The organism is Mucilaginibacter limnophilus (assembly GCF_004005815.1).
Taxonomy (GTDB): domain Bacteria; phylum Bacteroidota; class Bacteroidia; order Sphingobacteriales; family Sphingobacteriaceae; genus Mucilaginibacter; species Mucilaginibacter limnophilus.
On the sequence record NZ_SACK01000001.1, the window covers coordinates 970,151 to 985,003 of the forward strand.

The following is a 14,853-nucleotide window of genomic DNA, read 5'->3' on the forward strand; positions in this document are numbered from 1 at the left end:
ATCTGATTTATTTTATCACCTCTACCCATCCGCCTTTAAGCAACGCGTTTATCGATGAATCATACATGGCTTCACAGTAAGTAGCTGGTCGGAAATATCGTCCTGCATAGGCTGCGTTTAGCATTACGTAATATGTCGCTTCCTGGCCTTCACCTAAACTGAAATAAGTGTTTACCCTGTCGTCGCGTATATCGCGATAGTCGGATGGCGATGATTTAAAGGCCTCATCGTTATTCAGCATACGACTGTTCAGTATTTCCCATCCGGAAGGAAACACCTGTGAGAGTGCAAGGTTATCATACCTGCCACGTTTGCCTGGATTGCGTAAGGTTACCTGTGCAACAAAATCGGTACCCTGTTTCAATTTTGATGGATCGAGCGGTTTTCCTCCAAGCGTAAAGTAGGCAATACGCATCACCAGCACTTCAGGGTTAATGTTATCAGTTTGCGGTTGTCCGGACGATGGCTGTCCGCTTTGTATAAGCCTTGTGTACAACCGGTTTGTGCCGTTATTCTTAATAAATACTTTGCCACCGTTTGCCGCAGCATCCGCTTTCCACAGGTATGACTTCGAACTGATGTTGCCCTTGCTGCTTCCTGCCTGATAAGCGAACGAAAGCTTGCTGCCATTGGCATTACTACCACAATATTGTGCAATAGCTATAAGCGAGTAGGCTGTAGTTTGCGTACTGTACCAGCTATCTTTAGATAACCCGAAAGCTACAGTACGCATTAAACCCGCCGCCCGTTTTTGCTGCCCCAGTAGTGTCAGCGTTTCCAATATCATCGCTTCATCGCGTAAATCACTACCATAGGTACCAAACATAGCATTGTAAGGCTTTATAGTAAGCGGTAAGCCATTTATTAGTCGCAAGGCTACTTCGGGCTGCCCGGCAAGTTTATACGCCGCTGCAAGCCGCCATTTTGCCGCGGCGCTTAGATATGGAAATTCCCTAAGCCTGTTCATGGCGCCTAACTCCGGCGAACGGGCCAACGCCAGCAGATACAAACGGTATGATTGAATAAGATCGCCACCATAAAAATTATAACTATCAGGAGCCCAGGAAAGTGCATGCTGCTTTTGATAACGCTTCCACTGATCAATAAATCCGGCCGGCAGCACATAACCTTTGGCCTGTGCCGACAACAGAAAATGCCCTGCGTAGTTAGTGCCCCATTCGTCGGCTTGGCTGTAACCGGGCCAGTAGCTTAAACCACCGTCGCTGGTACGGAAACCATTCAGGCGGTTTATTGCCGCTTTGATATTACGTTCGGCTTCAGCTTTCTCTCTTGCCGAGAGATCAGTAAGTTGCTCGAGGTATAGCTGAGGGAAGGCGCCTGATGTGATCTGTTCGACACAACCATGCGGATACTGAATTAAGTAATTTAACCTTTTTGACAGGTTAAGCGCAGGGATAGAGGATACTTCAATTGCTGCCTTATTGGTACCGGCCATGCCAACTGCCGTGTAAGAAGTGTTCCATATAGCTCCGGGTGCAAGCTCCTTTTCTAAAATACGCGTTACAGGCGGGTTAGGGTTCCGTACATTCAACTCAACATCATAAGCTGCTGTTTCACTGCCGCTTTTAGCGACTATCTTTACCTTGCCAATACCTACAAAATTCTTCACATCTAAGTTAAATGTTAGCAGCTTGTCGCCTGTTTTTGTAAAAGTAACTGTTTGACTGTTGTTGCTAACCAGGTTGCTAAACGTATTCGACTGCACTTGTACATTCACCGTTTTGATATTGTTCTCCATTGCAAATACAGTAACCGGTAGCTGTATCTTTTCTAAAGGGGCGAGCACACGTGGCAGGGTTGCCAGCAGCATAAGCGGCTTTTTAACAGCTATCGCCTTATCTGTATATCCATAGCTGCCGTTATGGCCTGCTATTACCATAGCCTTAACCGAACCGATGTATTGCGGCAATGTAAAGCGCTGTGTTTGCTTTTCGCCTGCATCGAGGTGGAAAGGTCCTAAAAACTTCACTACAGGCTTAAAGCGGTTTACCTGTATGTTTTTGTTGACTGAACCGCTGCCATCTCCACCAATACTCAAAATACGTTCGAGGCCGCCGCCAAACGCACCAATCACATAATCAAACAAGTCCCAGGTTTTAACGCCAAGTGCTTCACGTGCATAGAAAGCTGCATGCGGATCAGGCGTTTTAAAGCCGGTAATATCAAGCAAACCTTCATCTACAATAGCAATGGTATAAGTCATTTCCTTGCCCGAAGCTTCTGATACGGTTATTGATGACGGTGTTTCGGGACGAAGCTTATCGGCCATACTAATAACCGGTTTAAGTATGGTTTCAGGATTTTCAACGGTTAAACCAATCGCACCATACATACGTATGGGCAGGTCGTTCACAGTTTGTGCATGGCGCTGTAGCAAGGTAACGTTCACAAATACGTTAGGGGCCATGCTTGCATCAACTTTGAAAGTGTATCGTGTTTGTCCTTTTTTAGTGTCAATCCATTCCGTTTTTATAACATGACTGCCATTTTCAAAACTGATCAATGCCCGGCCGTCGCTGCTTGTAGGTATGGTTAATGTTGCTTCCTCGCCGACTTTATACTTATTTTTGTCGGATGTGAACGATAGCATTGCCGCTTCGGTAGGGTTATCATTCTGTAACCTTTCCGACCAGTTTGGCCAATCCACATAAATTATTTTACCCGTAGAGTGGCCTGTTTCTGCGTCACGTACACGAATCAGGTAACGACCCCAATCGGCATTGGCGATGCGTAAATTCCATTTGCCGCGACCGTTATTCAAAACTACAGTTTCGGTTTTTATCAGCTTATTGTATTTGTCCTGAGTGAAGTTGCTTAGTTCATCACCTGTTTCATCCCACCACCAGCGCCATTGTATTTTGTATAGTTCAAGTTCAACCGTGCGTCTGCCTGGCAATAAAGCGCCTTTTGTATCCACATCGGCAATGTCAATTACATGATCTTTATTGGTAACCAGCATGCCAGATAGTTCGCTGCCTTCCGGAGTTTTTATACCGACATATCCCGGGTAAACATTGTAAGGCAAAGCTATTTGGTTAATACTGAAATTGCCCCCGGGCTCAAATACTTTTACCACAAAGTTGGCCCGTAATCGCCCTGGGGCTTGATTTTGAGTATTTATATCGGTGTTTACTGATGCTATACCGTTTTCGTTTAGCTTACCTTTAAATACAGTTTGAGTTTGCGTATTAAATGCAAGGGTAGGATCATCGAATACATAATTCTCGAAGTTTTTAAATTCGGTGTTTTGCGCCGACAGGAACGCGTCAACCTTTGCATTGAGATTTTGTGCAGCACCTCCAAATAACCATTGCGCGCTTAAACGTCCGCTAACGCCGTTTCCCTTGGTAAGTTCCTCGGCCCCGCCGAAAGTAAGATTGAGTTTTAGACGGTTTGGCATTATGGTTTCTACCTTAACCTGTTTCTCAAAAACGGCGCCGCCTACCTTCACCTTTGCCGTCCAGTTACCGGTAGGTGAGGAGATATCTGTGCCAGTATGAAAACTGTAAAATCCGTCAACAGAACTGGTTTGCGTAATGCGTTTATACAATTGCCCGGTAGGGTTGTATAATTCAAACTCAACGGGATGCTGTGCAGGCAGCGTTTTTTGTTTGTCTTCCAAAATAAATGTAAAATACATTGGGTCGCCGGGACGCCATACGCCGCGTTCGCCATAAATAAAGCCTTTGAGTCCGCTTTGTACAGGTTCGCCACCAACATCAAAACGTGTAAGCGGAAGTGAACTACCGTCATCAAGTTTTAAGTATCCGCGCTCGTTGTTGTACCTGGCAAGCAATAAATAGGGCTTACGTTTCAGGCTGATTTTAGCCAAACCGTCACCATCAGACGTAGTTTTTGTTATGACCTGTTTTTGAAAATCGAGCACCTGCAGTTCGACATCTGACATAGGCTGCGCTGATAAAATGTTGGTAACCGCTATCAACATACTGTTATCGGTACCACGTTTAGCAATCAGGCCAATGTTTGATGCCAGTATGTTGCGTGTGGCCCAGCGTTGCTTTGAGAAATATGAGTTTGTGCAGGGATTATTACGATCTTCCCAATGGTAATCTTCAGTATAAAAATTGTCGTATCGTTCCCAAAACTCATCATCCTCATCATTTACTTTGCCCGTATTATCGCCGCCGTAATCATAATCGTAACCATCGTCATCATCTTCATCATTTCTGAATGTAGCGCCGGTACTGCAATTGTAAATTGAATATTCTTTTCTGAACCCGATGATGACACGATAAATTGCACCCGGTTCGGTACGCAGCAATTCGTCGATGTCAAGCATAAAGCGGTTTTTCTTGTTGAGATTAAGTCCTTTATCAGTATCCAGCCTGATGGTTTTTTGCGCTACCGGGCGGCCAACCTGCCGTAGTTCAAAACCGCCGTTAAAACCATTACTTTGGAAATACTGCGGTACATTACTTTCATAAATCTTAACAATGCTAACATCAACAGCGTTAAGGTTAACAGCTTCAAACGGCATCATCAGTTTACCGGAATCGGGTAGAATAACGCCTTTGCCCGGTATAGTCACCGCAGGGAGTCTGTCCTCAAAAAACACACTTGCGGTATAACCTTTCGTTATCTTTTTACCGGATATATTTTGTACACCGGCATTTACGTTAACCGCATAATTACCCTGTAGCCGCTCAGGCGCATACACTTTCACCAAACTACCGTCGATAGTGTACGCAGCATCACCGGTGTTGTTGATCGTAATCAATCCGCCCAGTTCCTGCCCGATGAGTATATTATCTGAAAACTGCACTTCAATGTATTCGTCGTTTTCCTGCACGGCACGAACATTCAGTACTCTGAAATCACCCTGTGCCGGTACATCAAACCGCTGGTTACCTTTTTTGTCGATATGAAGCGCTTCGCCGCTCCAGGTTACGCTCAATGGGTTTACGGAGGCTGTTGAGCGTTTTAAACCATTTACAGTAAACTTGTGCGTTTTTGATAGACCGTTATGCTGCCAGCTAATTTTTACCGGTGATGAATAGTCGGCAGAAACAAGCTTTTCTACATCAGCCGCTGTTTCATCGTCTGCTGTTTCTATCACACCGTTAAGCTTCATCTCTGTAGCAGATGTGTTGGTAGCGGTGCGTAATCCGGCAAACGAAACGGTAAAATCCGGTTGTATGGTTTGAAAATCGAAGCGGAATATCCTGAAATCTTTTGGAACATCTATAAGTTTGCTAAGGTTAAACTCAGCGCTATAAGATGTACCCGGATCAAGCCTTGTCTCCGGTCTGAACTCGATAGTACGCGCGTCTGCCCAATAAGCCTTACCTTTTACAGATGGTGAAAAATCAAACAGGTCGCCCGGAAGCTCTCCGTTCTCACTATGTATAAGCGGTATTTCGCCCGAAAGTTTAATTCGTATTGCGCTTTGCTTAGAGATTATCCCGGCGGTGTAAGCCTCGATATATTTACCAAATGCAGGGTTTACCGGCGTTCGGGCCGGTTTGCGGATAAAAAAGAAAGTAACGACAAAGATCAGTATAAGGGCCACGCTTATAGTGATCAATCTTTTACGGTTGTTTAAAAGATTGCGCCCGGTATCCATAAATAAAGGTTTAAATGTTTGTTATAAACCTATGTATTTTAGATGAGAAAAAAATGAAAATTTTTAGTTTGGTGGAAAGCGCTTTAAGTGCGCGCTATTTTATCATCACCCCCGGCTTGTTCACCACGGGAAGCTTTATAAGGTTCATATCTACTATGCTTTCGGGCAAAAAAATGAACTTTTTATCATAAATATTACTGCCGATATAGTAACTCAGCCAATACTCATTATTCAAGCCAAAGGTCTGTTCGTCAATGGGTTCTATTATGGTATAAGTGTTTGGCTCAACTTTAGGGAACATATGCCGCAGGGTAGAGGTTTTTACCTGCTGGCCGTCCTTTTCACCATAACCTTTTGAAGTAATAAGCACGTTTTCAATCGGCTCATTTTTAAGATTAATGAGGTAAACGTACCAAACCTTACCTTCAATATTTTCACTTTCCAGCGCTACCGCCACCGCTATATCCTGCACCACATTATCCGGAAGGTCTTTTATCATATTAGTTGAATTGTTGAATGGGTTGATTAGAGGGTAGTTGAAGTGTTGACAATAACATGAGCAACCTAATCAACCACTCACTATTTTTTCTTTACAAATTTTTTGCCACCTTTTTTCGGTTCTTTGCCTGCTTCACCGGCAAGTGCCTTTACTTCATCAAAAGTTAAAGTAAGCGGATCTTTACCCTTTGGTATCTTAATGTTTTGTTTACCATATTCAATGTAAGGTCCCCAGCGGCCATTCAAGATTTTAACTTCCGCGTCTTCATCAAATACTTTTATCAGCTTTTCAGCGTCTTTTTTGCGTTTCTCTTCAATTATCTCAATTGCCAGTTGTTCGCTTACATCAAGCGGATCGGTACCTTTGGGTAACGAATAAAAAGCGCTGTTATGCCTGATATATGGGCCAAACTTGCCAATGGCGACAGTCATCTCCTTGTCTTCATAAACGCCTACCTTTTTAGGAAGTTTAAACAACTCAAGCGCTTCTTCAAGACTTATGGTTTCAATGCTTTGACCGGTTCTCAAACTGGCATACGCCGGTTTATCTTCATCATCATTCTCGCCTATCTGTACAAACGGTCCGTAGCGACCAATGCGTACCGAAACTTTTTTACCACTTTCAGGATGTGTGCCAAGCTCACGTTCGCCGCGTGCCTTATCAGCAGTTTCAATAGTTTTTTCAACCTCTTTATGGAAAGGATCATAAAACTTACGTATCATGTCCGTCCATTCCTTCATGCCTTGTGCAATCTCATCAAACTGCTTTTCAACGCTGGCGGTAAAGTTGAAATCAACAATGCCTTTAAAGTATTGCACCAAAAAGTCGTTTACCACTGCACCGATATCGGTAGGGAAGAGTTTGCCTCGCTCGGCACCGGTATTTTCGGTTTTTTCTTCCTTGCTGATACTACCATTTTTTAATGTAAGCACCCTAAAGTTCCGTTGTTTGCCTTCACGGTCTTCCTTCACTACATAACCACGGTTCTGGATGGTTGATATAGTAGGAGCATAAGTCGATGGACGGCCGATGCCCAATTCTTCAAGTTTTTTAACTAAACTGGCTTCTGTATATCGTGCAGGCGGTCTTGAGAATCTTTCAGTTGCTGTAAGCTCCTGCAGGTTTAGTACCTGGCCCTTTGAAAGCGGCGGCAGCATTGTATTATCGCCATCCTGTTGGTTTTCATCTTCCTCGTCGCTACTTTCAAGATAAACTTTCAGGAAACCATCAAACTTCATCACCTCACCGTTGGCAGTAAGTTGCTCATTACGGGTTGATATACTGATTTTTGCGGTTGTCTTCTCAAATTGCGCTTCACTCATTTGTGATGCTATAGCACGCTTCCATATTAAATCATACAGGCGTTTTTCAGCATTATCACCATCTATAGAATGCCTGTCGAAATACGTAGGCCTTATGGCTTCGTGCGCTTCCTGGGCATTCGCGCTTTTTGTTTTGTATTTGCGCTGCTGGTGATATTTTTCGCCGTATGCGCTGTTGATTTCACTTGCTGCTGCTGCCAAAGCAACATCAGACAGGTTAACCGAGTCGGTACGCATATATGTTATATAGCCCGACTCATACAATCGTTGCGCTAAAGACATGGTGCGCGATACCGAATATCCCAGCTTACGGCTTGCTTCCTGCTGCAAAGTAGAAGTGGTAAAAGGCGCAGCCGGTGAACGTTTTGCGGGTTTTGTTTCCAATGATGCTACCGTGAAATCGGCGCCAACACAATCCTGTAAAAACTTTTCGGCATCTTCCTGCTTGGCAAAACGCTCAGGTAGTTCGGCTTTAAATGCTTCTTTTCCTTTGCCGAAAATCGCAACAATCTTAAAGGCAGCTTCTGATTGAAACTTGTTTATCTCGCGCTCACGTTCAACTATTAAACGTACCGCTACCGATTGTACCCGTCCTGCAGAAAGTGACGGCTTTACCTTTTTCCATAGAACAGGGGAGAGCTCGAAGCCTACAAGCCTGTCAAGCACCCGGCGTGCCTGCTGTGCATTCACCAGGTTATAATTTATTTGGCGCGGATTTTCTATAGCCCGTAAAATGGCCGGTTTAGTTATCTCATGGAAAACTATACGCTTGGTACGGTCTTCCTTTAAATTCAACGTATCGTATAAATGCCATGATATGGCTTCACCCTCGCGATCCTCATCGGATGCAAGCCAAACCATCTCGGCTTCTTTAGCTAATTTTTTTAACTCACTAACTACCTGCTTTTTATCTGCAGGAACCTCGTATTTTTGTTTAAAATTATTGGCTATATCAATAGCGTCCTCGCTTTTTACCAAATCGCGAATATGCCCGTAACTTGATTTTACGGTGAAGTCCTTTCCCAAATATCCCTCAATGGTTTTTGCCTTGGCAGGCGACTCAACTATGAGTAAATTTTTAGCCATTTAAACAGTTAATTTTTCTGCAAATAAAACATAAAGAAAGGGAAACCCAAATTTGTTTTTTGTAAACCACGGAAAGTTAGGCGGTTGAATGTAGAGGTGCAGCCGTTTTATGAACAAATGCTAAAGCAGGAAACCTCCGCCAAGCAGGTCGTTGCCTTCATAAAAAACAGCCGATTGCCCCGGTGCGATTCCTGAAACGGAATGAGCAAACTCAACTTTCATATGGTCGCCCATTTGTACAATGCTGCTTTCGGTACCGGCGTCTTTATAACGAATCTTGGTAATTGCCTCAATCGGTTCGTTTATGGTTTCGTACTTGATAAGATTTAAGTTTTTAACCCAGGCTTCACGTCGCTCAAGTTCATCGGCAGTACCTAACACTACAGTGTTTGTTTCAGGGTTGATGCCTGTTACAAACATGGGTTTACCTAATGCTATTCCCAGACCTTTACGCTGACCGATAGTATAAAATGGATAGCCTTCGTGTTTGCCCACAACGGTGCCGTCTGTAAGCACATAATTGCCACCGCCTACACGTTCGTCAAGGTCTTCAACTTTATGACGAAGAAAAGCGCGGTAATCGTTATCAGGCACAAAACATATTTCATAGCTCTCGCTTTTTCCGGCCAATTCCATTTGGCCCATATCAAGCGCCATTTGTCTTATTTCGGGCTTTGAAAAGCTGCCAAGCGGAAATTTTGTACGCGCGAGGTTTTTTTGCGACACACCCCATAATACGTACGACTGATCTTTGTTCAAATCTTTGCCGCGTGAAATAACATACCTTCCATTATCGTGCTGACGTATATTAGCATAGTGCCCGGTTGCAATAAATTCACAGTCAAGCTTGTCGGCACGTTTAAGTAAAGCATCCCATTTGATGTGTGTATTACACAATACACATGGGTTAGGAGTACGGCCCGCCAGGTATTCGTCAACGAAGTTGTCAATAACAAAATCGCCAAATTCGTTACGGATATCCAAAATGTAGTGGGGAAAGCCATAGCCAACGGCTAAAGCGCGTGCATCGTTAATGCTGTCGAGGCTGCAGCAACCGGTTTCCTTTGAGCTACCGCCGGAAGAGGCATAGTCCCAGGTTTTCATGGTAAGGCCGATTACCTCGTAGCCCTGTTCGTGCAACATTACTGCCGCTACCGAACTATCAACTCCGCCGCTCATTGCTACTAATATCCTGCCGTGCTTACTCATATTGGCTGCAAAGGTACAAAATACCAAATGTTTATAATGGCATGCAGTTGATTTTGACCGTTATGTGATAGGAGTGGTTTACTACTTTCCGTACTGATAGAATAATCCCTTATCAAACGGTGTCCAAATACAGGCTTTTTGTCCACATCTTTTTAAAGCCTGGTTAACCCATGTGTTACATGTATAGAAAATACTGTATCTGCCATTAGCCTCAAAAAAAGCGTCAAAGTCAACAGCAGGATTCTTGTTTTCAATGTTGATAATGTGTCCTTCTTTATCTCGTACGAAGCTTTTGTTGATATAATCTATTAGCCTGTGATACTGTTTGTTATTTAATTTGATCCTGACACTGTTCTTACTCTCGCGCAGTTGCTTATAAAATGTAGCGTGAATAGCCGACCGCCCCAACCCGAACGCGGCTTTAAAAGCTATACTGAATTTAAGGTCGGCCCACGTTGGTGTTTCCAGATAGAATGCACGGTCGCCCCAACCTAAAGCCACATAACGGGCATTTGTGTCTTTGCCTGCGGTGTAGTCAAATTTAATCTCATCAGCCCAATTGATTTGTCTATCTCTTATTGGTACAGCAATGTCGGTATGTACTCCATTAGTTAGCATAAATATATCAATGTCGTTACCCGTTTCGGGCTCCGCTTTTAAAGGAATAACAGACAGGAGTAATGCGGCAAGAAGATAAACTACTACAATAATAATAAACCAGAGAACTATCCGAGAAAGTATCCTTACAATGCTGATAAACTGTTTCAAAACTAATAAGGGTAAGTGTTTAAAGATATACAATTACCGCTAACAACAAATAATTGCTGGCCAATGGCATGTAACTATTAGTTAATACAATCTTATTTTCAATAATTTATAAAACTCAACTAAAGTTTTCAGATAACTACTTACCAATTTAAATCAGGCAATAAACACCGTTTTGATATTAACGAATTCATGTATGCCAAACAACCCGAGCTCTCGACCATAGCCGGATTGCTTGATACCCCCAAAAGGCAAACGGGAATCAGATTTTACCTGTGAATTTACAAAGCATGAACCCGCTTCAAGACGCGTGCAGGCTATCAATTCCCCGTGCGATATATTCTTAGTAAACACAGCACTCCCCAACCCGAATACGCTTTTATTTGCAAGTCTTATAGCATCAGTCTCGTCCTTCGCTGAAATGATCGAAGCTACCGGACCGAATAGTTCTTCTTCGAAAGCAATATTACCCTCTTTAACTTTTGTAAGAACTGTTGGTGGATAAAAAGCATTTATTCCTTTCGGCACCTCACCGCCCAGCACACATTTAGCACCTTGTTTTATGGCTTGCTTAATCTGTTGGTGCAGCTCGTCGCGTAAATCAATACGGGCCTGTGGACCAACGTCAACTCCCTCCTCAAACGGATCACCTATCTTTTTGGCTTTCATCTTTTCAACAAATAAACGGGTAAATTCTTTTTCTACTTCTTTAACCACAATAAACCTCTTGGCGGCAATACAACTCTGTCCGGCGTTTATCAAACGGCTGTTTACGCAAGTTTCAGCAGCCAACTCCAGATCGGCATCTTCCAACACCACATATGCATCGCTTCCGCCAAGTTCAAGAACTGTTTTTTTAATAAGCGAACCTGCTTTTTGCGCTACTTTTTGCCCCGCGCCTGTGCTGCCTGTTAAAGTAACCGCTTGTATATGCTTGTTCTCAATAATGGCATCAACCTTATCGCTGCCAACCAACAGCGTTTGAAACACATGTTGCGGGAATCCGGCCGCCTTTACAATATCTTCAATAGCCAGCGCGCAGCCGGGTACGTTTGATGCATGTTTCAACAGTCCGCAATTACCGGCAGCCAGGGCAGGGGCCAGAAACCGAAATACCTGCCAGAAAGGAAAATTCCACGGCATAATAGCCAATACAATTCCAAGCGGTTGAAAGGTTACGAAGCTTTTCCTTGCATCGGTTTCGATGAGTTGGTCTTTTAAAAAGTCTGCAGCGTTTGCAGCATAATATTCACATACAGCTGCGCATTTTTCAATTTCGGCTATACCTTGTTTAAGCGGCTTACCCATTTCAAGCGCCATTAGATTTGACAATTCATCCTTACGTTCAAGTAAAACACTTGCCATAGCCTTAAGCAGGCGGCCGCGTTCGGCACGCGGCGAGTTGCGCCAGTTTAACCAGGCTGTATGTGTTTGCTTTATCTTTTTTTCTACCTGCTTGTCGCTATGCGAGGTATATTTTTTTATTGTCTTTCCGTTTGATGGGTTTACTGAAAAAATGTCCATGGTAAATATGCTCTTATTAAAAGGAAGAATTTTGCACTTAAAAAAGTTTTCGATTTTTAAATGTATTGTTTACGGTTCATTTTAGTAAATGGGCAAAAAAATCCGAAAAAGTAGTTTGTCAACGTTAAAAGCAGGCATTTTTTGCCTTATCCGCAATATGTGAATTTCAATGTCACAACACATTTATTGCATTTTTAATATTAATGCATTGCAAAATTATTCAGTATAAAAACAGCGTTACTTTTTTGTTAAAATATTCCTAAAAGTGTTTTAACATCTTGCAAAAAAAATGCAGGCTTATAGCTTTGTTATACCCTAATTTATAGTGAGATATGGAAACGATTAACCACCTGACAGTTGAGCAAAAATTACAAGGAGTAATACTTGTAGTTATTTCTGTGGTTGCTGCAGTGAACTATTTGTTATAGTTAATACTGTCCCCTGAAAGGCATACGGAGTATTATTTATTTAATACTCCGTTTTTATTTTAAGCGTTACGTACCTGTCCGGTACCTTTAATGAGCCATTTATAACTTGTTAACTCCTGCAACGCCATTGGGCCCCGTGCATGCAGTTTTTGTGTGCTGATACCTATTTCGGCACCTAAGCCAAACTGAGCGCCATCGGTAAAGGCGGTTGATGCATTTACATATACAGCTGCCGCGTCAACCTGTTTTAAAAATGTGGTGGCGTTAGCATCATCTTCGGTTACTATTGCCTCGCTGTGTTTGGAGCTGTACCGTGCAATATGATCAATAGCTTCATCAAGGCTGTTAACTATTTTAACCGCCATCTTATAATCTAAAAACTCGGTACCAAAATGCTCAGGCAATGCTTTCTTAAGTAGCTCTGCCGGATATTTACTGTTTAACTCGCTGTATGATGCTTCATCAGCATATACAATAACGTTCTTTAATGCAAGCGGATTAGCGATAGCAGATAGGTCGCCAAGTCTTGACGAATGTACCAAAAGACAATCGAGCGCGTTACATACACTTACTCTGCGTGTTTTGGCGTTAAAAATTATGTCAGCAGCTTTTTGCACATCTGCAGTTTCATCCACGTAAGTATGTACTATACCGGCGCCTGTTTCAATTACCGGTACTTTGCTGTTATCCCGAACATAATTGATCAATCCCTGACTACCGCGGGGTATTAATACATCAATGTATCCAACTGCGTTCAGTAAGGCGTGAGTAGCGTCACGCTCAGGTGGAAGCAGGGTTGCTACATTACTACTGATACCATTTTGCTGAAGCACGTCATGTATAATTTTGATTATCGCCCGATTGGAAAAATCAGCATCGCTGCCCCCTTTTAGTACCGCTACATTGCCCGTTTTGAAACAAAGCGCAAATACATCAAAAGTAACATTAGGCCGTGCTTCATAAATCACACCGATAACACCCAAAGGCACACTCACCTTAGTTAATTGCAATCCGTTATCTAAGCCCTTCTGATCAAGTACTTTGTCAAGCGGACTATCAAGTTTGGTAACACTGATAATATCCGCAGCAATGCCTTTTATTCTGTCGTCAGTGAGTTTCAGCCTGTCGTATTTCGGATCGGCTGCATCCATCCGATCCAGGTCCTTTTGATTTTCTGCCAGAAGCCTATCAGTTTGAATAATTGCCGCTTCGGCTACTTCAAGTAAGACCTTGTTAATCTGCGCGTCCGTTAGTTTCGTGATATCTCTGCCCGCAGCAACAGCTTCTTCAAAATAATGGATGTAGCTCATGTTATTGCAGGTAAAGGTAATCGTAGTGCACTAAAGGTTTTTGATTTTTCTGTCCAAGTTTTTCCCGGGCTTTATCTGATCCGTATTCGGCAACGCCAAGTCCAACCAGTTGACCGGCTTCATCTATCAGCTTGATAATATCGCCCTTTTTAAAATCAGTAGTTACTGCGGTTATGCCAACAGGTAGTAAACTTGTGGCCTTGTTTGAAGAAAGCGCGCTTTTCGCACCATCGTTAACCTCAACAGCACCGGTAGCAGTAGCTTCTGAATGTGCTATCCATTTCTTTTTTCCAGATGCCGTTTTGTGCGGAAGAAAGCGTGTATGCGGTGCTTTATTTTCCAGTATATCTGTAAGTATATTGTTGCGGGTTCCGTTGGCGATATGTACGGCTATGCCCAATTGAGCTACCTTTTGCGCCATGTGGGTTTTGGTGATCATACCGCCACGGCCAAATTGTGATTTGCCCGACGAAACAAATGCTGAAAAATCAACTCCTTTTCCGTTTACTTCGTTTATGATTTTCGAAGCTTCCTTACGAGGATCACCATCGTATATTCCGTCAACGTTGGTCAGCAATATTAATGCTTGTGCATTCAGCATAGAAGCTATCAGTCCGGCAAGCTCGTCGTTGTCAGTAAACATCAGTTCGGTAACCGATACCACATCGTTTTCGTTAACAACCGGCAATACATTGTGCTGCAATAAAATTTCAAGACAATTTTTAATGTTAAGATAATGCAGCCTGTCCCTGAAATCTTCTTTAGTAACCAGCACCTGCGAGCACAGCATCTCAAATTTTTCGAAAAGGGCAGAGTAGGTGTTGATCAGTTTCACCTGGCCAATAGAAGCCAGTAACTGACGGGAGGCAACAGCATCACATTTATCAGAAACAGCAATCAAACTACGACCGGAAGCAACAGCACCCGATGAAACAAGTATCACTTCTTTACCCTGTTTTTTGATAGACGCTATCTGCTCTACCAAATGGGTAATGCGTTCATTGTCTGGCAGTCCGTTACTTTTAGTTAACACGTTTGAGCCTATTTTTATAACGATTCTTTGATAATTGAATGGCATTTCAACGAAAATAAGTAGAAATTAAGC

General features: G+C 43.0%; 8 protein-coding genes. All 8 read right to left on the bottom strand.

Annotated elements, in window-relative coordinates:
• Positions 1-7: 7 nt before the first annotated feature.
• Complete coding sequence (locus EOD41_RS03995; RefSeq protein WP_127703470.1) at positions 8-5,605, bottom strand: alpha-2-macroglobulin family protein; 5,598 nt, start codon at positions 5,603-5,605, stop codon at positions 8-10.
• A gap of 94 nt (positions 5,606-5,699) precedes the next feature.
• The gene (locus tag EOD41_RS04000; protein ID WP_127703471.1) at positions 5,700-6,104 is read right to left on the bottom strand and encodes a hypothetical protein; all 405 of its coding nucleotides are present in this window, start codon (positions 6,102-6,104) and stop codon (positions 5,700-5,702) included.
• An 80-nt stretch (positions 6,105-6,184) separates the two neighbouring features.
• Positions 6,185-8,512 carry a type I DNA topoisomerase gene (topA, locus tag EOD41_RS04005; protein ID WP_127703472.1) on the bottom strand — a complete coding sequence of 776 codons (2,328 nt, stop codon included), beginning with the start codon at positions 8,510-8,512 and terminating at the stop codon, positions 6,185-6,187.
• A gap of 120 nt (positions 8,513-8,632) precedes the next feature.
• Complete coding sequence (gene mnmA, locus EOD41_RS04010; protein WP_127703473.1) at positions 8,633-9,721, bottom strand: tRNA 2-thiouridine(34) synthase MnmA; 1,089 nt, start codon at positions 9,719-9,721, stop codon at positions 8,633-8,635.
• An 81-nt stretch (positions 9,722-9,802) separates the two neighbouring features.
• On the bottom strand, positions 9,803-10,489 hold the full coding sequence (locus tag EOD41_RS04015) for a TIGR02117 family protein (protein WP_127703474.1): 687 nt from the start codon (positions 10,487-10,489) through the stop codon (positions 9,803-9,805).
• A 153-nt stretch (positions 10,490-10,642) separates the two neighbouring features.
• The gene (locus tag EOD41_RS04020; protein WP_127703475.1) at positions 10,643-12,010 is read right to left on the bottom strand and encodes an NAD-dependent succinate-semialdehyde dehydrogenase; all 1,368 of its coding nucleotides are present in this window, start codon (positions 12,008-12,010) and stop codon (positions 10,643-10,645) included.
• Positions 12,011-12,497: 487 nt separating this feature from the next.
• Entirely contained in the window at positions 12,498-13,748 is a 1,251-nt protein-coding gene (locus tag EOD41_RS04025) for a glutamate-5-semialdehyde dehydrogenase (RefSeq protein WP_127703476.1), read from the bottom strand.
• Position 13,749: 1 nt separating this feature from the next.
• Positions 13,750-14,826, bottom strand: a complete 1,077-nt coding sequence (gene proB / locus EOD41_RS04030) for a glutamate 5-kinase (RefSeq protein ID WP_127703477.1) — start codon at positions 14,824-14,826, stop codon at positions 13,750-13,752.
• Positions 14,827-14,853 lie beyond the last annotated feature (27 nt).